Origin of the sequence: Streptomyces olivochromogenes, assembly GCF_001514115.1 — a bacterium.
In the GTDB taxonomy this organism is placed as follows: Bacteria; Actinomycetota; Actinomycetes; order Streptomycetales; family Streptomycetaceae; genus Streptomyces; species Streptomyces olivochromogenes.
The window spans coordinates 208,592-232,466 of sequence record NZ_KQ948465.1; the positions used below are offsets into that span (position 1 = coordinate 208,592).

At 71.0% G+C, this 23,875-nt stretch carries 19 protein-coding genes, 1 tRNA gene and 1 other RNA gene; 8 read left to right on the top strand and 13 right to left on the bottom strand.

What is annotated here, in order from left to right; genetic code table 11:
* Window positions 1-38 precede the first annotated feature (38 nt).
* On the top strand, window positions 39-1,643 hold the full coding sequence (locus AQJ27_RS33990; protein WP_067377024.1) for a helicase HerA-like domain-containing protein: 1,605 nt from the start codon (window positions 39-41) through the stop codon (window positions 1,641-1,643).
* A gap of 96 nt (window positions 1,644-1,739) precedes the next feature.
* Here the strand turns inward: AQJ27_RS33990 and AQJ27_RS57480 are convergent, their stop codons facing one another.
* The 5 genes from AQJ27_RS57480 to AQJ27_RS34010 form a co-directional block, all read right to left on the bottom strand.
* Window positions 1,740-1,886 (bottom strand): hypothetical protein, encoded by a 147-nt coding sequence (locus tag AQJ27_RS57480; RefSeq protein WP_165854068.1) that lies wholly within the window; start codon window positions 1,884-1,886, stop codon window positions 1,740-1,742.
* Window positions 1,887-1,961: 75 nt separating this feature from the next.
* Entirely contained in the window at window positions 1,962-2,303 is a 342-nt protein-coding gene (locus tag AQJ27_RS33995) for a hypothetical protein (RefSeq protein WP_067377027.1), read from the bottom strand.
* A gap of 126 nt (window positions 2,304-2,429) precedes the next feature.
* Window positions 2,430-3,074: an HdeD family acid-resistance protein gene (locus AQJ27_RS34000; RefSeq protein WP_067377030.1), complete on the bottom strand. Its 645-nt coding sequence runs from the start codon at window positions 3,072-3,074 to the stop codon at window positions 2,430-2,432.
* Between the two features lie 124 nt (window positions 3,075-3,198).
* Window positions 3,199-3,783, bottom strand: coding sequence for an HhH-GPD-type base excision DNA repair protein (locus AQJ27_RS34005; protein ID WP_067377033.1), 585 nt, complete (start codon window positions 3,781-3,783; stop codon window positions 3,199-3,201).
* Window positions 3,784-3,819: 36 nt separating this feature from the next.
* On the bottom strand, window positions 3,820-4,545 hold the full coding sequence (locus AQJ27_RS34010; protein WP_067377036.1) for a siderophore-interacting protein: 726 nt from the start codon (window positions 4,543-4,545) through the stop codon (window positions 3,820-3,822).
* Window positions 4,546-4,623: 78 nt separating this feature from the next.
* On the opposite strand from AQJ27_RS34010, the gene AQJ27_RS34015 reads away from it, so the two are divergent.
* Window positions 4,624-7,392, top strand: a complete 2,769-nt coding sequence (locus AQJ27_RS34015) for a GNAT family N-acetyltransferase (protein WP_067377039.1) — start codon at window positions 4,624-4,626, stop codon at window positions 7,390-7,392.
* A gap of 143 nt (window positions 7,393-7,535) precedes the next feature.
* Window positions 7,536-9,482, top strand: a complete 1,947-nt coding sequence (locus tag AQJ27_RS34020) for a copper resistance CopC/CopD family protein (RefSeq protein ID WP_235613679.1) — start codon at window positions 7,536-7,538, stop codon at window positions 9,480-9,482.
* 30 nt (window positions 9,483-9,512) lie between these two features.
* Here the strand turns inward: AQJ27_RS34020 and AQJ27_RS34025 are convergent, their stop codons facing one another.
* The 6 genes from AQJ27_RS34025 to AQJ27_RS34050 form a co-directional block, all read right to left on the bottom strand.
* On the bottom strand, window positions 9,513-10,616 hold the full coding sequence (locus AQJ27_RS34025) for a CU044_5270 family protein (RefSeq protein WP_067377040.1): 1,104 nt from the start codon (window positions 10,614-10,616) through the stop codon (window positions 9,513-9,515).
* Window positions 10,613-11,269, bottom strand: a complete 657-nt coding sequence (locus AQJ27_RS34030) for an RNA polymerase sigma factor (RefSeq protein WP_067377043.1) — start codon at window positions 11,267-11,269, stop codon at window positions 10,613-10,615. Before AQJ27_RS34030 ends, AQJ27_RS34025 begins: the two co-directional genes overlap by 4 nt.
* Before the next feature lie 58 nt (window positions 11,270-11,327).
* A complete protein-coding gene (locus AQJ27_RS34035) occupies window positions 11,328-12,263 on the bottom strand; it encodes a phosphorothioated DNA-binding restriction endonuclease (RefSeq protein ID WP_067377046.1) in 936 nt (311 codons plus the stop codon).
* Window positions 12,264-12,441: 178 nt separating this feature from the next.
* Window positions 12,442-13,044, bottom strand: a complete 603-nt coding sequence (locus AQJ27_RS34040; protein ID WP_235613680.1) for a GtrA family protein — start codon at window positions 13,042-13,044, stop codon at window positions 12,442-12,444.
* A 147-nt stretch (window positions 13,045-13,191) separates the two neighbouring features.
* Window positions 13,192-13,869 (bottom strand): hypothetical protein, encoded by a 678-nt coding sequence (locus tag AQJ27_RS34045; RefSeq protein WP_235613681.1) that lies wholly within the window; start codon window positions 13,867-13,869, stop codon window positions 13,192-13,194.
* Window positions 13,870-14,043: 174 nt separating this feature from the next.
* A complete protein-coding gene (locus AQJ27_RS34050) occupies window positions 14,044-15,429 on the bottom strand; it encodes an alpha/beta hydrolase-fold protein (protein ID WP_067377052.1) in 1,386 nt (461 codons plus the stop codon).
* A gap of 328 nt (window positions 15,430-15,757) precedes the next feature.
* On the opposite strand from AQJ27_RS34050, the gene AQJ27_RS34055 reads away from it, so the two are divergent.
* Both AQJ27_RS34055 and AQJ27_RS34060 read left to right on the top strand, forming a co-directional pair.
* On the top strand, window positions 15,758-17,185 hold the full coding sequence (locus AQJ27_RS34055; RefSeq protein ID WP_079065443.1) for a hypothetical protein: 1,428 nt from the start codon (window positions 15,758-15,760) through the stop codon (window positions 17,183-17,185).
* A gap of 1,015 nt (window positions 17,186-18,200) precedes the next feature.
* Window positions 18,201-18,641 (top strand): VOC family protein, encoded by a 441-nt coding sequence (locus tag AQJ27_RS34060; protein ID WP_067377055.1) that lies wholly within the window; start codon window positions 18,201-18,203, stop codon window positions 18,639-18,641.
* 81 nt (window positions 18,642-18,722) lie between these two features.
* Here the strand turns inward: AQJ27_RS34060 and AQJ27_RS58985 are convergent, their stop codons facing one another.
* Entirely contained in the window at window positions 18,723-19,226 is a 504-nt protein-coding gene (locus AQJ27_RS58985) for a hypothetical protein (RefSeq protein WP_235613682.1), read from the bottom strand.
* A 346-nt stretch (window positions 19,227-19,572) separates the two neighbouring features.
* Window positions 19,573-19,660: transfer RNA gene (locus tag AQJ27_RS34070), tRNA-Ser, on the bottom strand.
* A gap of 71 nt (window positions 19,661-19,731) precedes the next feature.
* On the opposite strand from AQJ27_RS34070, the gene ffs reads away from it, so the two are divergent.
* The 3 genes from ffs (at window position 19,732) to purD (ending at window position 23,662) form a co-directional block, all read left to right on the top strand.
* An RNA gene (gene ffs / locus AQJ27_RS34075) (signal recognition particle sRNA small type) lies at window positions 19,732-19,830 on the top strand.
* Between the two features lie 95 nt (window positions 19,831-19,925).
* Window positions 19,926-22,259 (top strand): DNA polymerase III subunit gamma and tau, encoded by a 2,334-nt coding sequence (locus AQJ27_RS34080; RefSeq protein WP_067377058.1) that lies wholly within the window; start codon window positions 19,926-19,928, stop codon window positions 22,257-22,259.
* 101 nt (window positions 22,260-22,360) lie between these two features.
* Window positions 22,361-23,662 (top strand): phosphoribosylamine--glycine ligase, encoded by a 1,302-nt coding sequence (gene purD, locus AQJ27_RS34085; RefSeq protein ID WP_067377062.1) that lies wholly within the window; start codon window positions 22,361-22,363, stop codon window positions 23,660-23,662.
* Window positions 23,663-23,875: the final 213 nt, after the last annotated feature.

A 23,875-nucleotide genomic window follows, 5' to 3' on the forward strand; every position in this document is an offset into this window, starting at 1 on the left:
CGCCGTAAATCAGTGCAAACCGGGAACAGGGGCCTGATATGAGCGACAGCGAAGCACCTCCCGCGGTGGCACCCGAAGGTGTGAGCGGCGCCCGCGGGCTCCCCCAGGAGGCCCTGGAGATCGCCTCCGGGTACGCGTTCGCCGGATCCGCGCTCGACCTGGGCGTCCTGCTCTGGGACGGGCGGTGTCTGCCGGACGCCCGGATCCGCATTCCGCTGCCCGTGCTCAACCGGCACGGGCTGGTCGCCGGAGCCACCGGCACCGGCAAGACCAAGACGCTGCAGCTGATCGCCGAACAGTTGTCCGTGCAGGGCGTGCCGGTGTTCCTCGCCGACATCAAGGGTGATGTCTCCGGGATCTCGGCGCCGGGCGTGTCGAACGACAAGGTGCTGGCGCGTGCCCAGGAGGTCCACCAGGAGTGGACGCCGACCGCCTGCCCGGCCGAGTTCTACGCGCTCGGCGGCATGGGCAAGGGCATCCCCGTACGGGCGACGGTCACCAGTTTCGGCCCGGTGCTGCTCTCCAAGGTGCTCCAGCTCAACCAGACCCAGGAGCAGTCGCTCGGCCTGATCTTCCACTACGCCGACCAGAAGGGTCTGGAACTGTTCGACCTCAAGGATCTGCGGGCCGTCGTCACCTTCCTGACCTCGGACGAGGGCAAGGCGGAGCTGAAGGGCATCGGTGGCCTGTCGCCCGCGACGGCGGGCGTGATCCTGCGCTCCCTGACCGCCTTCGAGGCGCAGGGCATGAGCCCGTTCTTCGGGGATCCGGAGTTCGACACGAGCGAGCTGCTGCGGACGGCGTCGGACGGGCGCGGGACGGTGTCCGTCCTCGAACTCCCCGAGGTCCAGGACAAACCGCAGCTCTTTTCGACGTTCCTGATGTGGATGCTCGCCGATCTCTTCCACGACCTCCCGGAGGTCGGCGACCTCGACAAGCCGAAACTGGTCTTCTTCTTCGACGAGGCGCATCTCCTCTTCACCGGCGCGTCGAAGGCCTTCCTGGAGTCGATCACCCAGACCGTGCGGCTCATTCGTTCGAAGGGGGTCGGCGTCTTCTTCGTGACGCAGACCCCGAAGGACGTGCCGTCCGACGTCCTCGCCCAGCTCGGCAACCGCGTCCAGCACGCGTTGCGCGCCTTCACCCCGGACGACCAGAAGGCGTTGAAGGCCACGGTGAAGACCTTCCCCAACTCCGCGTACGACCTGGAGGAGGTCCTCACCGGCATCGGCACCGGCGAGGCCGTGGTGACCGTGCTGAGCGAGAAGGGCGCGCCGACGCCGGTCGCGGCGACCCGGCTGCGGGCCCCGCAGTCCCTTATGGGCCCCGTCGATCCGGCCACGCTGGACCGGGCGGTGCTGGCGTCCCCGCTGTACGGGCGTTACGCGCAGGCGGTCGACCGCGAGTCCGCGTACGAGAAGCTCGCGGCGCGGGACGCGGCAGCCGCGCAGGCCGCCGCCCAGACGGCCGCGGAGGCCGGGCGGGCGCCCGCGAAGGGCGGCGGCCGGGCGAAGGAGGAACCCTCGGTCGTCGAACAGGTCGTCGGCAGCGGGATCTTCAAGTCCCTGGCACGGTCGATGGGCACGCAGATCGGCAGGGAGATCACCCGCTCCCTCTTCGGGACGGCTCGGCGCAGGCGGTAGTCGGTCAGTGGGTGGTCGGTCCTTGTCAGCTGTCAGCTGTCAGGCGGTGAGGCGACCGTCCCGCCCACGGGCGGGACGGTCGCCTCACCGTTGCGCCTAGCTGTTTCCGTGCTCCTTGGGCGGGGGCGCCTGCACCTGCCGGGCGTCCGGTGCGGGCCTGGACTCGGGCGGCGGCTTGGGCGTGTTGCGGACGGCTTCCGCGCGCAGGAGGGCGCGCAGGACCGCGTACGGGTCGGTGGGCATGGCTGTGTCCTTGCGTTCGCTTGGTTCACTGACTGACTGGCTGGTGGGGACGGTCCGGAGGCCGGGCCGGCCCTGTCAGCAGCGCAGGACCACGGAGCGCAGGGCGTGCAGCGTGCGGGAGTGCGACGGCGGTACGTGACGGGGGCGGGGCGCCGGTTCCGGGCAGTCGGGAGCGGTCGGCGCGGGACGCAGTGGCGCGAGGGGGCGGTGGTCCTGCCGGGCGGGCGGGCGAAGGGCCGTGTCGAGTACGTCGTGTTCGGCGCCGCAGCCCGCTTCGGCGGAGGTCACGACGGGGTTCGGGGCGAGGGCGTCGACGTGGGCGCCCGCCGCGAGGATCGTGACGACGAGGAGCGTCAGAACCCGCATCCACGCGTGCCGGTGCGGCGGGCGCGGCCGGGGGTGCGGAGAGGAGCTCATAGGAGGTCGTGTCCCCATCCGGAGTGGGTGGTTCATCGGGTCGGCGGCGAGATCCGCCCTCATGGGCTACGGGGGAGGCACGGAGTTGACGTACGGCGTGGACTCGTCGTGCGGTCGGGCGTGCGGTCAGACGACGGCCGGGATGTGTTTGGCGCGGCCGCGGATCACGAACGCCGTGACGATTTCCGTGACGCCGACCGCGATGAGCCAGCAGCCGCCGACGAGGGTGAGGACGGCGACCGAGGTGAACGGGGACACGATGAGGACGATCCCCGCGAGGAAACTGACGATCCCGAGGAAGATCTGCCAGCCGCGGGCCGGCACGGTCGGGTCGGACGCGGCGGCCAGGGTCTGGGTGATGCCGCGGAACAGCCAGCCGATGCCGATCCACAGGGCGAGCAGGAGGATCGACTGCATCGGGCCGCGGAAGCAGAACAGGCCGAGCAGGATCGAGAGGGCGCCGCTGATGAAGGCCATGACGCGCAGCGAGGTCGCGACGTGGGTGCCGAACGCGGCGACGAGCTGGAGTACGCCGCTGAAGAGCAGGTAGAGGCCGAAGAGCACGCCTGCGGCCAGCAGGGAGGCGCCCGGCCAGACCAGTACCAGCACGCCCAGGACGAAGGCCGCGATGCCGGCGACCAGGACGGCTTGCCAGGCGCTGCGGGCGATGAAGTGCAGGGGGCCTTCGGGGGTGACGCGTGGTTCGCGGTCGTGGACGTGGCGGTCGTCGTACTGCGGACCTCGGTGGGGGGCGTTCGGTACCTCGCTCATGTTTCATGCTTTGGCCGGGTGGGGCCGCTCTGCCACTGCGGTGACCCATCCGACGGACGCGCGAGCAGCCCCCACCACCGGGCAGCCGGCACACTCACCCCGGGGTCGGTCGGAAAGTGGCGGGCTACTTGCCGGAGGCCTTCGCCTGGGCCTTCATCTCCTGTTTGTGGGCGCGGACCTTCGCCAGGGACTCCGGCCCGGTGATGTCGGCGACGGAGCGGAAGGAGTCCGGCTCGCCGTACGCCCCCGCCGCCTCGCGCCAGCCCTTGGGACGCACACCGAACTGCTTGCCGAGCAGGGCCAGGAAGATCTGGGCCTTCTGGGCGCCGAAGCCGGGCAGTTCCTTGAGCCGCCGCAGCAGCTCCTCGCCGCTCTTGACGCCCTCCCAGACCTTGGCCGCGTCCCCGTCGTAGTGCTCCACGAGGTACTGGCACAGCTGCTGGATCCGCTTGGCCATGGACCCCGGATAGCGATGCACGGCGGGCTTCGCGGTGAGCAGCGCGGCGAACTTCTCCGGGTCGTACGCGGCGATCTCGTGCGCGTCCAACTCGTCCGCCCCCATGCGCGAGGCGATCGTGCGCGGCCCCTTGAACGCCCACTCCATCGGCACCTGCTGGTCCAGCAGCATCCCGGTCAGAGCGGCGAGGGGACTGCGGCTGAGCAGCGCGTCCGCTTCGGGATCCTGGGCGATGTGAAGGCTGGCGTCCATGCCTCGATGATCTCGCGTGAGGGTGCGGAACGCCTCTCAGGCCGCCGTGCGCCAGTAGCCCATCGCGTTCACCCGTTGCCTCGGGACGGCGAGTTCCTTGCGGACGTACGTCGTGAGGGCGCGGGTCGTGGTGGTGTCGCAGGCGATCCAGACGTAGGGGGCGGCCTGGTCCTTGAGGAGGTCCGGGAGGGACTCCTTGACCCGGGTGACGAGAGGGGCGCCCCGGCGCGGGACCGGGCGCAGGTCGTGGAGGGAGGGGCGGGTGCGCAGCGGGAGCCCGTCCGTGCCGTGGTCCGTCTCGAACCAGATCGTCGCCGGGGCCGTACCCACCGTGTCCAGGAGGGAGTTGAGGGCGGGGAGGGAGGCCGAGTCGGCGACGGCGAAGACGTGGGACGGGGCCGGGTCCGGCTCCGTGAACGCGGTGCCGTGGACCGTGGCCTCGATGGTGTCCCCGGGCTTCGCCGCCCGTGCCCAGTCGCTCGCGCGTCCCTCGTGCAGCGCGAACTCCAGCCCGAAGGTGCCGTTCGCGGGGTCGGGGTCGACCAGGGTGTACGCCCGCTGGTGCGGCTTGCCCGCGTTGTCGAACCACAGCCGGACCCACATGGTCGGGTGCACCCCGGTCGCCGCGAGCATGCCGCCGTCGGTGAGGCGAAGGCGCCGGTAGCGCGGGGTGACGTCTTCGGCTCCGGTCACCGTGAACGCGAAGTCCTTGCCGCGCAGCAGCTTGAGTACCGCGCCTTCCCAGCCGTGCCCCTGGCCCATCGGCCCTCCAGCCCTCGCGTACGATTTCGCCACAATGGAAGTTAGGTTAGCCTAACCTGACAAAAGTGGGGATGGACTGTGACCGCCGAGCTCTACCGTGACCCTTGGGGGATCCCCCACCTGCGCGCCACCGACGCCCGCGCCCTCGCCCGCGCCCAGGGCCGGGTCACCGCCCTCGACCGTGCCTGGCAACTGGAGGTCGAACGGCACCGCGCGCAGGGCACCTCCGCCGCGTTCCTCGGCGCCGAGGCCGTCGGCTGGGACCGGTTCGCACGCCGGGCCCGGCTCGACGAGACCGCGAGACGTTGCTTCGCGGCGCTGGAGAGACGGGATCCGGAGACCGCCGACTGGGTCGTCGCGTACGTCGACGGGGTCAACGAGGGGCTGACCGAAGGCGCCCGGCGCACACCGGAGTTCGCGGAGACCGGACTCGCCCCGGGGCGCTGGGAGCCCTGGACACCGCTCGGCGTCTGGCTCGGCGCGCACATCCTCTTCGCCGGTTTCCCCGCCAAGCTGTGGAGGGAGGAGGTCGTCCGCCGGATCGGACCGGAGGCCGTGGACCTCTTCGCCGCCGACGGCCCCGGCACCTCCGGCAGCAACGGCTGGCTCGTCACGGGCGAGCGGACCGGCACCGGGCAGCCGGTCATCGCGGGCGACCCCCACCGCTTCATCGAGGACCCCGGCGTCTACCAGCAGATCCACCTCTCCTGCCCCGAGTTCGACGTCGTCGGCCTCGCCGTCCCCGGCGTCCCGGGCATCGCCCACTTCGCCCACACCGGCACGGTCGCCTGGGCCATCACCAACGCGATGGCCGACTACCAGGACCTGTACCGGGAACGACTGCGACGCGTCCGACCCCAGGGACCGGAAGGACCGGAGCGATCGGAGGGCCCGGAGGGCTCGGAGGGATGGGAGGCGCTCGACCCCGACGGGGAGTGGCGGGCCGTCGCCCGGCACGTGGAGACGGTCGAGGTGGCGGGCGGTGAACCGGTCGAGGTCGAGGTCGTCGAAACCCCGCGCGGACCGGTCGTCATCGGGGGAGCGGAGCAGACCGAGGGCGTCGAAGCCATCAGCCTCCGCTACCCGCCCCGCGTCACCGAAGACCTCGGCTTCAGCGCGCTCCTCCCGCTGCTCCGGGCCCGCGAAGTCGCCGACGTCGACCGGGCGTTCGACCACTGGGCCGAGCCCGTGAACGTCGTCCAGGCCGCCGACACCGAGGGCGGCGTACTGCACCGGGTCGCCGGCCGGGTCCCGCTCCGCGGCGCGGACAACCGCACCCGGATCGTCGCCGCCTGGGAGCCCGGGCACGAATGGCGCGGCTGGCACGAGATGCCGTACGGGACGGTCGAGGACGGCGTCGCCGTGATGGCGAACCAGCGCGGCCCCGCCGGCCCGCTGGGTGTCGAGTTCGCCCCGTTCCACCGGGCCGCCCGGATCCGGCAGCTCCTCGACGAGCGGCCGAAGTGGTCGGCCCGGGACATGGCGGACATCCACATGGACACCCATCTCGCCTCCGCCGCGCCCCTGATGGACCACCTCGCCGCTCTCGACGGCCTCAGCATCGAGGCGACCGCCCTGCGCGACCGGCTGCTCGGCTGGGACCGCCGGATGACGGCCGACAGCATGGCGGCGGCCGCCTACTCCGCGGTGCGCGGCGCGGTCGTACGGCGGCTCGCCGCGCACCCCGCCTTCGCCGCGCTGGCCGACCCGCCCGCGTACCCCGAGGTCTTCCGCCCCTGGCTCGCCCTCCTCCCCCGTGTCGCCTTCGCCCTCGAACACCTGCTGAAGGCCGAGGAGTTGTACGGCATCGACCGCGCCGCCCTCGTCCGCGAGGCCGTCGAGGAGGCGGCCGCGCAACCGCTCGGCGTCTGGGGCGACACCCACCGGCTCGCGCCCTGGCGCGCGCTGGCGACCACCTCGTACGACGAACCGGGTCTCTCCGGAGACCACGACTGCGTGCTGTGCACCTCGGCGGTCCCCGGCCTGACCGACCTGAGCGCGCGCGGCCCGGCGGCCCGTTATGTCTGGGACCTCGCCGACCGCGACCAGAGCCTCTGGGTGGTCCCCTTCGGTGCCTCGGGCGTTCCGGGCTCCGTCCACCACCGCGACCAACTCCCCTTGTGGCTCAGGGGAGAACTGGCCCCGGTCAGCACCGACTGGAGCCGGCTGACACCGGAGCGGGACACAGAGAAGGTTGACGACACCATGAGCAGTGAGCCGTACGCCGCCGACCGCGAGGCCGTGCACGAGCAGAAGCTCGACGGCTTCGGGACCGTGCGCGTCCTGCCCGTCGACCCGCACGCCGACCTGGACGTCATCCACCGCTGGGTGAGCGAGGAGCGTGCCGTGTTCTGGGGCATGAACGGGCTCACGAAACAGCAGGTGCTGGAGACGTACGTCCATCTTGACTCCCTCGACACCCACCACGCCTTCCTCGCGGTCAAGGACGGCGAGCCCGCCGCGCTCTTCCAGACGTACGAGCCCGAGGCCGACCGGGTCAGCGAGTGCTACGCCGTCGAACCCGGCGACATCGGCGTCCACCTGCTGATCGGCCCCGCGGGGGCCGGAGGCGGCCGGCCGGGCTGGTCGTCCGCGCTGCTGACCGCGTTCACCAGGTACGTGCTGATCGGCCTCGACCGGCAGCGGGTCGTGGTCGAACCCGACGCGCGCAACGAGAAGGCGATCGCGCGTCTGGTCCGGCAGGGCTTCGTACCCGGCCCGGAGATCGTGCTTCCCGAAATCGACCTTCCCGGGGTCTACTTGCTCGAGAAGCGGGCCCGGCTGGCCTTCCTGACGCGGGAGGCGACCCTCCCAGGGGCTTCGTCGGCGGGTTCCCCGGTGGGCTGATCGGTGGGCTGATCGGTGGTTTCCCCGCCGGGGAGTGAGCACGGCGCCGGATTCGTCCGTACGTATCCGTGACTCTGGAAGTGCGGACCGGGCGGACCGGAATGCGCAGACCGCAGGGACGACGGAGACGACGGAGACGGCGTGTGAGCGGACGTGGAGGCGGACAGCGGGAGCGACGGCGGATCGCCCGGGGGCTGGCGCTGCTGGGCACGGTGCTGGTCCTGGTGCTGTTCGGCGGTGTCGGCGGCGCGTCCGCCCACGCCGCGCTGACCGGCACCGATCCGCAGGACGGCAGCGTGCTGAAGACGGCGCCCACCGAGGTGACGCTGTCCTTCAGCGAGTCCATCGGGCTCCTCGACGACTCCTTCCGCGTGCTCGACCCGGACAACCGACGCGTGCACACCGGCGATCCGGGGCACGCGGGCGACCGTTCCGACACCGCCCGTGTGACCCTGCCGAAGGGCCTGGGCACCGGCACCTTCACGGTGGCCTGGCGGGTCGTCTCGGCCGACAGCCACCCGATCTCCGGTGCCTTCACCTTCTCCATCGGCAAACCCTCCGCGACCGCCCCACCCGTTCCCGTGAACCCCTCCGGGAACACCGTCGCGGGCACGCTCTACGACGCCGCCCGCTACTTGGCGTACGGCGGTCTGGCCCTCCTCATCGGCACGGCCACCTTCGTCCTGGTCTGCGGGTTCCCGGGCCCGGTGCGGCGACTGCTCCTCACCGGCTGGTGGATCCTGGCCGGGTCCACCGTCGCGCTGCTGCTCCTGCGCGGACCCTACGAGCGCGGCAGCGGACCGGCGGACGCCTTCGATCCGTTCGTCCTCAACGAGACCCTGACCAGCAGGCCGGGACTGGCCCTGCTGGCGCGGCTGGTGCTGCTCGCGGCGGCGGTGTTCTATCCGGTACGCGAGCAGGCGCGGGGCCGGCTCGTCCTCGCGCTCGGCGGGCTGCTCACCGTCTCCCTCGCCGTCACCTGGGCCGTCGCCGAGCACGCGTCCGCCGGGATCCAGGTCCCCGTGGCGATGGTCTCCTCCGTACTGCACCTGCTGTCGATGGCGGTCTGGCTGGGCGGCCTCGCGGCCCTGCTCACCGCGCTGTACCGGTCGGCCGAGCCGCTCCCCGCGGCCGTCGTCAACCGCTTCTCCCGCCTCGCCCTCGCCTCGGTCACCGTCCTGGTCGTCACCGGCGTCTACCAGTCCTGGCGCGGCCTCGGCTCCTGGGACGCGCTGACCTCCACCTCGTACGGCCGGCTCCTCCTCGCCAAGCTGGTGGCGGTGCTGGTGCTGCTGGCGGGGGCGGGGGCCTCGCGGCGCTGGACCGGGCGGCTGACGCTCGCGGCGGAGGAGACACGGACAGCGGCTGCGGTGCTGGCGGAGGAGCGGGTGCCGCAGACGGTGGGGGCCTCGGCCGCCCCCACCGACGTACGGGTCGGGAGGGCGGACGGTCCGTCGGACGGCGGCCCTTCCGACGACAGCCCCTCCGACGACGGTGCATCGGACGACGGCGTACCGGATCCGGATCACGAGCCCTCGGGCAAGGCTTCCGACAAGAGCTCGGGCAAGATCTCCGGCAAGGCCTCCGACGAGACCGACCGGTACCGGCGGGCGTTGCGCCGTTCGGTGCTGGTCGAGGTCGTCGTCGGCATCGTCGTGCTGGTGATCACCACCCTGCTCACCGGTACCCAGCCGGGCCGCGCGGCCACCGAGGCCGCGGCCGCCTCCGCCACCGCGGCCGCCGGTGAGACCACGGCCTCGACGACGACGATCCCGTTCGACGTCGGCGCGAAGGGTGGACACGGCAAGGTGCAGATCGAACTGACACCGAGCCGGGTGGGCGAGAACTCCGTGCAGGCCGTGATCTACGGCCCCGACGGCGGCTTCGCCACCGTGCCCGAACTACGCCTCACCTTCACCCTGGAGTCCCAGCAGATCGGCCCGATCGATGCCGAGCTGTCGGACAAGGGCGGCTACTGGGCCGCGGACGGCGTCACCCTGCCGGTGGCCGGCACCTGGACCATGAAGGTCACCGTCCGCACCACCGACATCGACCAGGTCACGGTGTCGAAGACCGTGAAGATCAGCTGACGGGACCGCTGACGTGACCACCGCGTCGGCTCACGGGGTCTGCTTCATGCCGTCGACGACGGCCCGGGTGATGATGGCGTTGGTGAAGGTCACCGTGCCGGGCTTGATCAGAGCGTCCTCGCCGGTGCTCGCAGTGACCTTGACCGCGCGGTCGCCCAGGAAGACATGGGTCTTCTTGTCGAAGATCCACTCTTCGCGTTCGCCGCTGGTCTCGTCCAGCCGGGCCACCGCGATCCCGTGCCGGCCCACCGCGTCCACCGCGTCGTTCACCACGACGACTCCGGGGATCTTCGCGGCGGCCTTGAACAGGGCCGAGTACAGCTCCGCCGGCGGGTAGCTCTCGACGAGCAGGTCGCCGATGGTGGTGAACGCCTCCTGGTCGGGGGTGTTGCCCTGGCCCTTGGTCTCCTTGTAGATCTTGGCCAGGATCTTGTCGGGGTCGGTGGTCAGCTTGGCCAGGTAGTCGTACGTCGGGTGGTTCAGGCCGCCGACCGGGGTGTTGCCCTGTTCGTCGGGCAGGCTCAGGGTCTCGCCCTCGGAGCTGTCGTTGACGGCGGGGTCGATCAGCCAGCCCTTGGTGCCGTCGGAGGACATCCAGACCTGGCGGCGGTGCAGCGCGTGGCTGGCGAGGCTGCTCTTGTCGCCGACGGTCTTCACGAACGAGTCGGCCGACTTGGACTCTATGTAGACGTACTGGCCGGGCTTGACGGCCGGGTGGCTTCCCCCGGTCTCGGCCGCCGCCAGTGAGATCTGGCCCAGCAACTGGGGGACGCCCTTGGCGGTCGCGGCACCGATGGGGGTGGTGAGGGCGGGTCCGGTGGCGACGCCGCCGTCCCTGACCCCGCCGCCGTCGTTCATCACCACTCCGGTGACGACCGTACCGGCCAGGGCGGCGGCCAGCACGGGCAGCGCGATCGCCGGACGCGGCAGCCGCAGCCGCCGGGTCCGCGCCGGGGCAACCGCCTCCGCGGCCGCCGTGCGCTCTTCCTGCTGGATCTGGTGAATCTGGGCCATCAGGCGCTCCTTGTGGAACTGGTGACGGCCCGCCGGGAGGTCGCGCGCCGTGCGGGACAGGAGTTGCTGGGCGCTCTCGTCCCGCTCGGCCGGACTCTGCCGGGGCGTGTTCGCGTTCATCGGTTTCCTTCCTGTGCGGGCCGGATCACTTGGGTGCGATCGCCTGTTATCTGTCGGGCGTCGCGGCTGCCTTCCCGTCTTTCGCGAACTTTTTTCGGCGGCGGTTCGGGTTCTCGGCGCGCCGGTCCGGGGTCGGTGAGGGTGCGCAGCTTCTTGCGGGCGCGGGAGAGCCGGGAGGCGACCGTGCCGACCGCAATCCCCAGCGCCTCGGCCGCGGCCTCGTAGTCCAGGCCCTCCCCCAGACAGAGCGCGATGACCTCGCGCTCCGGGGGACGCAGCGTCGCGAGGGCGGTGAGGGCGGTCGCGAGGCGGCGCCGGTCGTCGACCTGCCCTGCCACGTCCTCGGCGTGGTCGGGCACCGACAGCTCGGCCGCGGCGGCGGCCTGGGCCGCCCGCCGGTAACGCCGGTTGCTGCGGTACTGGTTGCGCGCGGTGTTGGTGGCGATGCCCAGCAGCCAGGGCCGCAGCGAGCCGCCCTCGGGGTCGACCCGGTCGCGCAGCCGCCATGCCTCCAGGAAGGTCGCGGCCATCACGTCCTCGGCCGTCGACCAGTCGGCGGTCAGCCGGAAGGCATGGTTGTAGACCGCGCGCGCATAACTGTCGAAGAGCTCCGCGAAGGCGCTCGATTCCCCGGCCCGTACCCGGGTACGCATATCAATGCTCACCCCTATGAGCTGTCCGGCACCCGACACCGACTTCCCGTGACCTGCGTCACACCTCTCCGTGTGCGGTGGGGACCGGCGCGGCAGGGCGCGGGGCTCCGTGGAACACCTGCCGGGTGTGCCAGTCCCGGTGGTGTGCGGCGACGGGCGCGGTGCCCGGCTGGGGACCGGTCAGCGGACGGCCCGCCAGCGCGATGACATGGTCGCGGGCAGCCGGGCTCCGTCCGACGAAGCGCTGCGACACCAGGATGCGGTGCCCGTCCCCGATACCGAGGACGCCCTTGTCGAACAGCTTGTGGTGCAGGGAGCACAGGCACAGGCCGTTGTCGATGTCGTCCGGCCCGTCGAACGCCCACCAGCGCACATGCGCGGCCTCCAGCCCGACCGGCACCGCCCCGATCCGGCCGTCGTACCCGCAGAACGCGCACTGGTACTCGTACGCCGTCAGGACCAGCTCCCGCATCCGCCCGTCGCGCCGGCGCCGGTCCCGCGGCCCCGCGTCCGGCAGGTGCACCGACCCCTCCGGCTCCCACTCCCACTCCAGGCCCACGGCCTCGCACAGTTCGTCGTGGAGCGAGGGCGGGAAGTGCAGGTCGAGCAGGATCCGGGCCATCCGGCCGAGGAGCGCGGGCTCGCGTCGCAGCGCCGCCCGCAGCTCCGGTGCCAGCCGTCCCGCCGCGCCCGTCGACCGCAGTTCCCGCACCCCGCTGCCGGGGCTGCCGGGCCCGCGATCGGTCCGCACCTCCCACACCCCGTCGCCGACCAGGTGGTGGAAGGGGTACGCCGGTGTCGTCCGGTTGGCGGGACCGTACTCGGCCAGCAGCCGCTTCAGATCGTCCTCGACCGCGCTGTAGCGCAACTCGCCGTCGGCGTCCCGCTGGAACCGGCCGAGGGCGTAGAGGAGGAGAAGAGGCTTGTGCGGGGCGCGGACCCCGTTGCCGGTCCACTGCCTCAGCTTCGCCGCGCGCTCCAGCCAGTCCTCCATGACGGGTGATCGTACGGCTGCGGCCGGGTTGATCGGACCGGTGGCTTGACGGGGAGGGGCGGACGGGGTGCGGGGGAACTCCGGTGGCTGACAACTCGTTGCGCCCGTCGAGTTGTTGAGCCCGAAGACTTCCACCCCGCGGTCGCGGTGACCCTCTGACTCTCCGGGGCGGCGGGGCCTAGGCCCAGGCCAGGGCCCGGTGCGGCCGGTGTGCCGGGCTGTTCACCCGTACCGGTCCCGCGGCCCTGGTCCGTCCGCCGGCGAAGACGTAGAGGCGCAGGAGGAGGAAGCGTCCGATGCCGGCGAGACCGGAGGCGCTGAGGTAGACGATCTGTTCGGTGAGCATGCTCGGGGAGGTCCGGAGGGTGTGCAGGATGAGGATGGCGACGGAGGTGACGGCGTAGGCGGCCGCGGCCGATCCCGCGGACTGCCACTGCTGGCGCCATCCGGCGTGCTTCCCGCTGCCGAAGGTGAAGCGTGCGTGCAGCTCGGTGCAGAGGATGGTCGACGCGACGGTGATGACCGCGTTGGCCATTGCCCAGGGCATCAGTCCGGCGACGAGGGGGACGGCGAAGCTGGAGAGGACGCCGATGCCGCCGCCGCAGAGCACGAACCGGGCGAAGGAGGCGAGCGGACCGGGGGCGGCCGCGGTCGCCGGTATCCGGCGGGAGCCGTGGGTGCCGGTCCCGGCCGGCTCCGCACCCCGCACCGCGGACTCCGTCTCCGTGCCCATCTTCGTGCCCGTCTCCGTCTCCGGCTTCGACGAGAGCAACGCGTTCATGGGCTTTCCTTCCGGACGGCGGAGCTGTGAACCTCTGGGACCAGCTGGGTTCAACGATGCCGTCGTCCGTGCGCCGAAACGATGAGGTGCACTCCCGAACCGGGGGTGTAGCTAGCTGCACCCCCGCCCCGGGGGAAAGCGGGATGCTCAGAAGGGGGAACCGTCCGGGTGGGTGGGTGAACGGTCGGCGCCCTTCAGCAAGTTGACGACGCGCTCATGGACATCGCCGACCCGGTCCACCACCCGCACCCGCACGTACACGCTCTCCAGCTCGCGCATGGCCTTCTCGGTGAACCAGCCCAGAAACAGCTGCCCCTGCCCCTGCCCGGGGATGGGGTATCCGCGTCCGACAAGGTTCAGCTGGAAGTCCTGGCGCTCCGTCAGCGCACGGCTCGCGATCGCCGCTGTCGCCTCCGGCTGGCTCGTCCACTCCGAGGAGTCGACGGCGCCGGCGGCGCGTCCCGCGGAGGTGTACTCGATCCAGTAACCGGTGTCCGCGATGATCGCCACCTCCTGCCCGCCGTTGAGGAGCTTGCACATCCAGGCCAGCCGCTCGTTCGGAGCCGTGTTCGCGACGACGCGGCCCCCGTATCCGATGGCAGGCCGCACCGTCCGCGCGTACTGCGCCCGGGCCAGCGCGGCTCCTCCCGTACCGAGCACCGCCGTGACGGCGCTCTGTATGTCCAGCAGTTTGAGCTTCCAGGGCCAGTCATGGGTCAGCCGTGCCGACAGGTTCTCCCTGAACAGGCTGTAGCCGAGCAGCAGGACCGCCACGCCCACCAGCACGACCAGCAGCCGTGAGAACAGCCCACTCCGGTGGATCACACGCTGCGCCGACTCCATACACACCCACCCCACCCCGCTCGTCTGTCACTCCGACGAGACTGTAGGCGCAGGGAGTTGACGGGGCGACAGGGCATCGGCTTCCGCCAGGACGAAGTCGGCACAGCGCTCACCGATCGCGACCGGGGCGGCCGTGACGCGCGGGCCGGGCGGGGCTCAGCGGGACTGGCGCATGATCCAGTCGCGGATGCCGGGGATGGTGTAGGCGACCTGCCAGGTGGCCATGTGCGCGCTGGTGGTGGAACCGGACGGCACGACGGTTCCGGTCTCGAAGGCGGCGAAGTTCACCGGGGCCCGCTGCGACTTCATGCTCCGGACGTCCGCGGCGAACTCCGCGGCCGTGGACCGGCCGTCCCACAGGGCGGTGCTGACCTGCGTGCCCTGGTCCTGGATGACCTCGGTGATGGCCTGCTCGCCGGGGTAGGCCTTGGTGTCGTCCGCGGAGACGAGGATCCACAGCTTCTTCTGGGCCAGCGGCGCGGCCTGGGTCTCCGGCCACTGACCGGCGACGATGAACGCGGCCGCGAACAGGTCGGGGTACCTGATGTTCAGACCCAGCGACAGCATCGCGCCCATCGACTGCCCGGTCGTGTAGAGCCGGTCCGGGTCGATGCTGTACTCCCGCGTCACCGACCGGACGAGGTTGGCGGTGGCCTCGAACAGCGTCGACGGCTCGTAGTTGTCGTCGATCACCACGGAGCCGTATTCGGGGGCCAGGACGAAGGACTCGTGCCGGGCCTGGTCCTCCGGGCTCGCCCAGCACACGGCGCCGAGGCCCTGGACCAGGGGGCCTTGCGTCGCGACGTTGACCACGCTCGCGTCGTGCATGAACAGCACCATCGGGTAGCTCTTGCGGTGGTCGTAGTTCTTCGGGACGAACAGGTTGTACCTCAGGGTCTGCCCGGTCGCGGGGTCGCTGAACGAGAGCTGCCGGAAGTCGTCGACGATCAGGTTCACCACGGCGTCGGTGGTCCGCGCCGTGGTGTCCGCGGCGTAGCGGCGACCGCGGGTCGTGGTGACGGTGCCCGGCTGGGTCAGCGTGGCCTGCGCCGCGACGATGGTTCCTCCCGGTGTGCTGTCGCCGACCACCGGGCCCCCCGCCCCGGGCCCGCCGCCGTCATCGCCCGATCCGCCGCCGGACCCGCCGCCGGGAGGAGTGCCGGGACCCTGCTGTGTCACCCACAGGGCCGCCGCCGTGTCGTCCGGCGACAGCTCCACGACGACGTAGCGGCCGTTCCTGCCCCGCTGCGCGAGGTCGGCCGTCCTGTTCGTGTAGACCTTGGTCACGGTGCGGTCGGTGACCGCGAACGTCGACGTCGACAGGGTCGAACCGTCGATGTCGCTGTCGTACTCGACCGCCACCGCGACCAGCTTCTGCCCGGAGCCGAAGACCTGCGTGATGGCGGTGACGCTCCGCACGTGGTCACCCCCCGAGCCCGTCCGGCCTGCCTCGTCGGCCGAGCCGGGGGTCGCGCTGCCGAGCACCGTCAGGGCGCCGGCGGTCGCAGTCGCAGATCCGGCCATGAACGTACGCCTGTCCATGAAGATGAGCTCCTTCGAGAGTGATTGCCAGGGCTACTGAGGGCCCACTGTTTCGCCCCATGCTGTGAAGCGCTTCGAGAAAACAGCCCTTTTTTCACAGGCTACGCAGAGGTTTCCTGGTCGCGTACTTGAATTCGCGGCGCGCAATCTTAGATAACGCGCCGCAATTGTTGACGCCCTCAATTCCCGGTGTGAGGATCCTGGCGCGCCGTGCCGTTCCGGTTCCCACTTTGCCGATGGCGAAAATTCACAGGACTCTGGCTGATTATCGCGCGTCTTGAATCCGCGTGTCCTGAATCCGCGTGTCTTGAATGCGAAGGAGAAAGCTGTGGCTTCCAAGAACGTGAATGTGAACGCGAACAGGTACGCGAACAGGAACGAGAACACCCGGCTCGGCAGCCCGTTGCAGCGGCGGTCGTTCCTGAACGGCTCCATCGCCGCGGCGGTGACAGCCACTGCCCTGGGGGGCGCCACGGCGGCGCAGGCGGCGGACGCCGGACCGGCACTGAAGGAACCGGTACTGAAGGCGGGGGCCGGCCGGGCCGCGATCGACATCCCGTCCGCACTCCTGCCGCTCGACGGTTTCACCACGGTCCACGACGACCTCTACGTACGGATCCTCCTGCTGGAGAACGGCTCGCGGCGCGTCGCTCTCGCCGTGCTGGACCTGACGTCGATCAGCGCGGAGGCGATCGCCGCGATGAGGACGACCATCGCGAAGGCGTCCGGCGTGGCGACGGCCGACATCGTCGTGACCGTGACGCACACGTTCTCCGCCCCGCACGTGCAGGCGACCACCTCTTCGACGGGGGCGGCCCAGTACGTGCGGCACATCACGAAGGCCACCGCGACCGCGATCGCGGCGGCGGTCGAGGGGCTCAGGCCCGCGCGGGTCGGCTTCGGCACCGGCACCTGCGACGTCAACGTCAACCGGGACGTCCTCACCGCCGACGGCTGGTGGCTCGGCACCGGTGAGAGGGGCTCGTCCGACAAGAGCGTGGGCGTCACCCGCCTCGACGACCTGGACGGCAACCCCATCGCCGTCCTCATCAACTACGCCGTCCAGTCCTCGGTCATGATGGAGTCGGTCATGGCAGGCGGCGACCTGCCGATCACGGCCGACCTGGCGGGCGCTGCGGTGCAGCACGTGGAGAAGCAGTACGGCGGCGAGGTCGTCGGGTTCTTCCTGGTCGGCTCCTGCGGGGACCAGGCACCGGCGTTCAGGTCGAAGCGGTACACCATCGACAAGGACAAGAAGTGGTCCCAGGTCGATGCCCAGGACGCCGGCTGGCTGCTTCTCACGGTGCAGGGCGAGCGGCTGGGCACCGAGGCCGTCCGGGTCAGCGAGACCATCAGGACCTCCGGCGGCGGTTCCGGCTCGACCGTGCGCCTCCTGACCGACACCGTCACGGTCGACACGATGGCGATGGGACACCCGACGGGACCGACGAAGACGTACGACTTCACCCCGACCGGCACGGCCGACGTACCGGTCTGGATCCTCCAGCTCGGGAACGGCGTGTTCGTCGGGGTGGAGCCGGAGCTGTCCACCGACACCGCGCTGGCCATCAAGAAGCACTCGCCGTTCCCGCACACCGCCGTCATGTCGATGCTCGAAGGCGGCTCGAAGAACATGGCCGAGGCGCAGAGCTACGCCCGGATCACATACGAGGCGATGGACTCGTCGTACGCCCAGGGCTCGGCCGAGACGGTCGCCGCAACGATCGGCACCCTGCTGCACTCCCTGCGCGCCTGACCCCGCCCGCCGCCTGCCTTGTCCGCCCGTCGGACAGGGCGGGCGGCGGATGTTGTCGAGGCAGGCACCATCGCTAACCGGGAGGGGCGATGGTCTTGGTCCATCCCACCGAGAGTCCCCAGGACCCACTCGTCTTGCTGGTGACCGAAACAGCGACGTTCTTGTGGCTGTGGCTCGTAACCACTTCGTTGGCCTGCCCAGGGTCGCCGTCTGCGCAGACGATGGTGAAGCTCACGAAAGATCCGACATTGACGTCGATGGTCCCGGAACCCGAACAGAGCACCGCGACTTCCAGAGTTCCTCGCCGAATGTGAGGGATCGCCGGAAATGAGTGAGACCCGGTCTTTCCACCTGTTTTGATGAATGTTTTCTGCGCATCTAGAAGTTGGGGCGGAAAGCGAGGGTCTGCGGTGCCGGAGGGCGTGGCGGAAGGGGCGACTGAGGGTGTGCCGGGCGAAGCTGTCTCGACCGGCGTCCCACTCGCAGTCGCTCGACCCCCGGTTGACGTCGTACTCGTACACCCGGTCAACGTGAGCAGGACCACCGGAACGACTATCCCTATTCGCCCCATATGTACCCCCTGGCATGCATGGGGCCGTAAGCAGTGCCGGTGAAATTGCGGCACGAGGAACGTTCTGGGTACTGAATTCGGCCAGTCACTTGCTCCCCTGGTTTCCTGTGTGTGGAAACGGTTGGTCGGACCGTTGATCGCGGAGCCTAGGGATCAAAAAGTATGCCGTGCGCAAAATTGAGCGAACCTTGAGGTCTCGGTGGCATTCGCCTGGGTTCGTGGAAGGCTGGCACGGGCTTTCTCGTAGTACGTCCTGCGCGCTGCCCTGTACCTGTTGTACGTCTGGTCCCACGTGGTGGCGTCTCCTGCCGGCCGGCCTCGCGCCGGCCATTCCAGGTGCTTTCGGAGTCCGGCGGTCTGCGGATGTCGAGAACGTGCCACCGGCTCCGTCCCAGGGACATCAGCGGCCACCACCGGCCGCACGAGGAAGAAGGAGAGACCAGCATGGCGATTCAGCGGATGGACAACGTCGGCATCGTCGTCGAGGACATGGATGCCGCCATCGCGTTCTTCGTGGAACTCGGTATGGAGCTGGAGGGCAGGGCGGAGGTCGAGGGTCTCTTCGCCGACCGGTGCACCGGACTCGACGGCGTCCGCTGTGACATCGCGATGGTCCGGACCCCGGACGGTCACAGCCGGCTCGAGCTGGCGAAGTACCGCAGTCCCGCGGCGATCAGCGCCGGGCCGCGCAACCGGCCGCACAACATTCTGGGCACGCACCGCGTCATGTTCGCCGTCGACGACATCGAGGACACCGTTGCCCGCCTGCGCCCTCACGGCGCCGAACTCGTCGGCGAGATCGCCCGGTTCGAGGACAGCTATCTGCTCTGCTACCTCCGCGGTCCGGAGGGCATCATCGTCGGACTGGCAGAGCAACTGCGCTGAGAAGGTGCCGACATCGGGCTGCAGCGCACGCGGTGAGCGCCCTCAGCAGTGATGCCGGAGGGCGGTCCCTGCATGCGTGGATCAGACGGCGTCGACCTGCCAGGCGATCACGCCGGTCGCACCCGTGGCGCCGTCAATGTCGATGCGGACCGACCCGTGCCCTGTGATCCGCTGCTGGACCAGCGCTTGATCGCACGGGATCGTGGCCTTCGAGCCGGTGCTCGCCGGCGTGAACGACAACTGCGCGCTACCACTGCCGATACACACCAGGTTGAGCTTGTAGTTCTTGCCCTTGCTCAGGATGGCCTCGGTGTGGACCCCGTCGGTCACACGCTCCGCGCCGGACGCGAAGAACGTGCCGCTCTGTACAGCGACAAGGGCCGCCTGGGCCTGCTCGGTGACCTTCTCCTCGGACGGGCCGGTTGCCGTCGCCGAGGTGCTTGGCGCAGACGACGGCGACGAGTCTTTGGCCTTGTCCTTCCCATCGTCAGAGGTGCAGGACGCGAGCAGAAGCACCGACGTCGCCACTGCACACCCGACGAGGCAGACTCGCGGATTCACGTAGGTCATGTTGAGGTTACCCATGCCTTTCCGGTGGACCGTCCCCTTGGCGATCGAGCACTTGGACGCTATGTACAGGTCATGCGCGCGACAATCACGTGATCGATTCCCTGAGGAGAACTTGAGGGCCCGGTCCCTGGCCTGGGCGCTCACGAGTCCACCAAATCCCGAGCCGGGCGGCACACCATCGGCCTGCCCGACTCCGGGAGGCGGGCGTACGTGACGGCCGTCTCCAAGGCACTCGGCACACCGCAGCGACCGTGCTCCTGATCCTCGGCGTCCCGGACGTCGTGATCGACTCGAGACGGACAACGTCGAAGGGCCCCACCGCAAGCGGTGGGGCCCTTCGACATCGTGCCCGGTGAGGCACTGGCGGAGGATACGAGATTCGAACTCGTGAGGGGTTGCCCCCAACACGCTTTCCAAGCGTGCGCCCTAGGCCTCTAGGCGAATCCTCCGCGGCAAACAATACAAGACGTTGAGGAGTGCTCGCGAACTCGTTCCCCCCTCCCGGATCGGGTACTCTGTGCGGAGCCCCTCACGTGGCGCTATCTGACTGAACTCCCCCAGGGCCGGAAGGCAGCAAGGGTAGGTTGGCTCTGGCGGGTGCGTGGGGGGCGCTTGCGTTCGCGGGGCGGGTTGCGGCACGGGGGTCCGGCCGCCGGGGGCCCGGGGCTCGGTGAGCGGTCCTTGTTGTCAGTGGGCGCCTATAACCTCGTATGTGTGTCGTCTCTCGCGCTGTACCGCCGTTATCGCCCGGAGTCGTTCGCCGAGGTCATCGGGCAGGAGCATGTCACCGACCCGTTGCAGCAGGCGCTGCGGAACAACCGGGTCAATCACGCGTACCTGTTCAGCGGGCCGCGCGGATGCGGGAAGACGACCAGCGCGCGGATTCTGGCCCGGTGTCTGAACTGCGCGCAGGGGCCGACGCCGACTCCCTGCGGGGAGTGCCAGTCCTGCCGGGACCTCGCGCGGAACGGGCCGGGGTCGATCGACGTCATCGAGATCGACGCCGCCTCGCATGGTGGTGTCGACGACGCCCGTGACCTGCGGGAAAAGGCCTTCTTCGGGCCTGCGAGCAGTCGGTACAAGATCTACATCATCGACGAGGCCCACATGGTCACCCCGGCGGGCTTCAACGCCCTGCTGAAGGTGGTCGAGGAGCCGCCCGAGCACCTCAAGTTCATCTTCGCCACGACCGAGCCCGAGAAGGTCATCGGGACGATTCGGTCGCGGACCCACCACTATCCGTTCCGGCTCGTGCCGCCGGGGACCCTGCGGGGGTACCTGGGCGAGGTCTGCGGGCGTGAGGGCATTCCCGTCGAGGACGGCGTGCTGCCGCTGGTCGTGCGGGCCGGCGCCGGCTCCGTGCGTGACTCCATGTCCGTCATGGATCAGCTCCTCGCGGGGGCGAGCACCGACGGTGTGACGTACGCCATGGCCACCTCGCTGCTGGGGTACACGGACGCGTCGTTGCTCGACTCCGTGGTCGAGGCGTTCGCCGCGGGCGACGGCGCCGTGGCCTTCGAGATCGTGGACCGCGTCATCGAGGGGGGCAACGATCCCCGGAGGTTCGTCGCGGACCTGCTGGAGCGGCTGCGCGATCTGGTGATCCTGGCCGCGGTTCCCGACGCCGCCGAGAAGGGGCTCATCGACGCCCCGTCCGATGTCGTCGAGCGCATGCAGGCCCAGGCCGGGGTCTTCGGCGCCGCCGAGCTGAGCCGCGCCGCCGATCTCGTCAACGAGGGGCTGACGGAGATGCGCGGCGCCACCTCGCCGCGACTCCAGCTCGAGCTCATCTGCGCGCGTGTACTCCTGCCCGCGGCGTACGGGGACGAGCGATCCGTCATGGCCCGCCTGGACCGCATCGAGCGCGGGGTGAACTTCTCCGGTGCCGGCGCGGGCGCCCCCGCCATGGGGTACGTGCCCGGCCCCGACGTACATGGAGGGGCGCCGGCCGCGGCCGCTCCGACGGTTCCACCGGGCGGCGGCGTCGCCGCGGCCCGTGCCGCCGTGCGGGCGACGGGTCCAGGCGGGCAGGGAACGGCGAACGAGGGGTACGGGGCCGGTGGTGCGGGGGGTGCCGGCGGGGTTGCTGCGGCGCCGGGTGCGGGGGCTGTCCCTGCCTCGGCCCCTGCCCCTGTCTCGGCACCCGCCCCTGCACCCGCCCCGGGCCCCGCTGCTGCCGCGCCCGCCGCTCCTCCGGCTGCCGCTACGACCCCGCCCGCGTCCCCGTCCGGAGCCGCGCCCGGCGCCTGGCCCACCGCGACGGCCGTGGGCAGCGGTCGGCGTCCGGGCGGCTGGCCGACCGCGACACCCGCGGGCGGGGGACAGGCCCCCGCCGCCCCCGCACCCGCTGCCGCGCCGACGGCGTCCACCCCCGGCTCGGGCCCAGGCCCCGGCCCCGCGCAGGCCCCCGCCGCCGGTGGCGTCGACCCCCGCATGCTCTGGCCGAACATCCTGGAGGCCGTGAAGAACCGCCGCCGCTTCACCTGGATCCTGCTCAGCCAGAACGCGCAGGTCACCGGTTACGACGGCACGACCCTGCAGATCGGCTTCGTCAACGCGGGTGCACGCGACAACTTCGCGAGCAGCGGCAGCGAGGAAGTCCTGAAGCAGGCGCTGGTCGAACAGTTCAATGTGCAGTGGAAGATCGAGGCGATCGTCGACACCTCCGGTGGCTCGGCCCCGCCGCCGATGTCGGCCTCCGGACCTGGTCCCGGGTTCGGCGGTGGCGGCAGCGGCGGTGGCGGCTATGGCGCCGGTGGTGGTGGCGGTTACGGCGGAGCCCCGGGCGGCTCGCGCCCCGCCCCCCAGCAGCCCCCGGCTCCGCGCCCCGCCGCGTCGCAGGGCCCGCCCGCGGGCCATGCCTCGGCCGCGCCCGCCTCGACGCCCGCCCCGCCACCCCCCGTCGCCTACGAGCCGCCTCCGGTGGCCCCCGAGGACGACATCCCCGAGGACGACGACCCCGACCTCGACGAGTCCGCCCTCTCGGGCCACGACCTGATCGTCCGCGAACTGGGCGCGACGGTGATGGAGGAGTTCTCCAACGAGTGAACACCCGGGGGGCGCCTCTCGGAGGATCGCACCAACTCTCCCCACCCCCCGCTTCGGAAGCCCGCACAAAGGCACCCGGCCCCGACGGATAGGCTGACCCCGTGAAGGTCCTCGTCATCGGTAGCGGCGCCCGCGAACACGCCCTGTGCCGTTCCCTGTCCCTCGACCCCGACGTCACCGCCCTGCACTGCGCCCCCGGGAACGCAGGCATCGCGGAGACGGCCGAGCTGCACCCGGTCGACGCCCTCGACGGCGCCGCCGTGGCCGCGCTGGCCACGGAGCTCGGCGCCGAGCTGGTGATCGTGGGCCCGGAGGCGCCGCTCGTCGCCGGGGTCGCCGACGCCGTGCGCGCGGCGGGCATCCCCTGCTTCGGCCCCTCCGAGGAGGCCGCGCAGCTGGAAGGCTCCAAGGCCTTCGCCAAGGATGTGATGGCGGGGGCGGGCGTCCCCACGGCACGTTCGTATGTCTGCACGACGCCCGAGGAGGTCGACGAGGCGCTCGACGCCTTCGGCGCCCCGTACGTCGTGAAGGACGACGGACTCGCGGCCGGCAAGGGCGTCGTCGTGACCGACGACCTCGAGAAGGCCCGCGCGCACGCCATCGCCTGCGACCGCGTCGTCATCGAGGAGTTCCTCGACGGCCCCGAGGTCTCCCTCTTCGCGATCACCGACGGCCAGACCGTCGTCCCGCTCCAGCCCGCCCAGGACTTCAAGCGCGCGCTGGACGGCGACGAGGGCCCGAACACCGGCGGCATGGGCGCGTACTCGCCCCTCCCGTGGGCGGACCCGAAGCTGGTCGAGGAGGTCATGGAGACCGTCCTCCAGCCGACCGTCGACGAGCTGCGCCGCCGCGGCACCCCGTTCTCCGGCCTTCTCTACGCGGGTCTGGCGATCACGAGCCGCGGTGTACGGGTGATCGAGTTCAACGCCCGTTTCGGCGACCCGGAGACCCAGGTGGTCCTGGCCCGGCTGAAGACCCCGCTCGCGGGCGTCCTGCGCGCCGCCGCCGAAGGCACCCTCGCCGATCTGGCGCCGCTGCGCTGGAGCGACGACGCGGCGGTCACCGTGGTCGTGGCCTCCCACAACTACCCCGACACCCCGCGCACCGGCGACCCGATCACCGGGCTCGACGAGGTGGCGGCGCTGGACGCCCCGTACGCGTACGTCCTGCACGCCGGGACGAAGCACGACGGCGACGCTGTCGTCAGCGCGGGTGGCCGGGTGCTCTCCGTCACGGCGACCGGCACCGACCTCACCGAGGCCCGCGCCCGCGCGTACGCGGCGGTCGCCCGCATCGGCCTCGACGGTTCGCAGCACCGTACGGACATCGCGGCGAAGGCGGCGGCGGACGCCACGAGCGACGCCACGGCCAAGGCCACGACCGACGTCACGACCGAGGCGTAGAGCCCCTGACGGAGGCGTAGCCCCCACCCCCGCACGCACCGCCGGGCCCCGGATTCTGTACGGAATCCGGGGCCTGATCCTTGCCCACGGTCATCCACCTTTCCCCAAAGCCATTCCATCGAGTGAGCGATGCCCCATCCGGCTGACGGGGGCCGAGGCCCCAACTAGGGTGCGGCGAAAGCGTTCCGGCACTTGGCCCACCGGCATTGCGAT

Coding starts and splice junctions, on each gene's coding strand:
- AQJ27_RS58985 (WP_235613682.1), bottom strand. CDS start 19,226: ATGGGTAACCTCAACATGACCTACGTGAATCCGCGAGTCTGCCTCGTC.
- AQJ27_RS33990 (WP_067377024.1), top strand. CDS start 39: ATGAGCGACAGCGAAGCACCTCCCGCGGTGGCACCCGAAGGTGTGAGC.
- AQJ27_RS34050 (WP_067377052.1), bottom strand. CDS start 15,429: ATGGACAGGCGTACGTTCATGGCCGGATCTGCGACTGCGACCGCCGGC.
- AQJ27_RS33995 (WP_067377027.1), bottom strand. CDS start 2,303: ATGAGCTCCTCTCCGCACCCCCGGCCGCGCCCGCCGCACCGGCACGCG.
- AQJ27_RS34010 (WP_067377036.1), bottom strand. CDS start 4,545: ATGGGCCAGGGGCACGGCTGGGAAGGCGCGGTACTCAAGCTGCTGCGC.
- AQJ27_RS34035 (WP_067377046.1), bottom strand. CDS start 12,263: ATGGAGGACTGGCTGGAGCGCGCGGCGAAGCTGAGGCAGTGGACCGGC.
- AQJ27_RS34060 (WP_067377055.1), top strand. CDS start 18,201: ATGGCGATTCAGCGGATGGACAACGTCGGCATCGTCGTCGAGGACATG.
- AQJ27_RS34005 (WP_067377033.1), bottom strand. CDS start 3,783: ATGGACGCCAGCCTTCACATCGCCCAGGATCCCGAAGCGGACGCGCTG.
- AQJ27_RS34040 (WP_235613680.1), bottom strand. CDS start 13,044: ATGAACGCGTTGCTCTCGTCGAAGCCGGAGACGGAGACGGGCACGAAG.
- AQJ27_RS57480 (WP_165854068.1), bottom strand. CDS start 1,886: ATGCCCACCGACCCGTACGCGGTCCTGCGCGCCCTCCTGCGCGCGGAA.
- AQJ27_RS34000 (WP_067377030.1), bottom strand. CDS start 3,074: ATGAGCGAGGTACCGAACGCCCCCCACCGAGGTCCGCAGTACGACGAC.
- AQJ27_RS34030 (WP_067377043.1), bottom strand. CDS start 11,269: ATGCGTACCCGGGTACGGGCCGGGGAATCGAGCGCCTTCGCGGAGCTC.
- AQJ27_RS34025 (WP_067377040.1), bottom strand. CDS start 10,616: ATGAACGCGAACACGCCCCGGCAGAGTCCGGCCGAGCGGGACGAGAGC.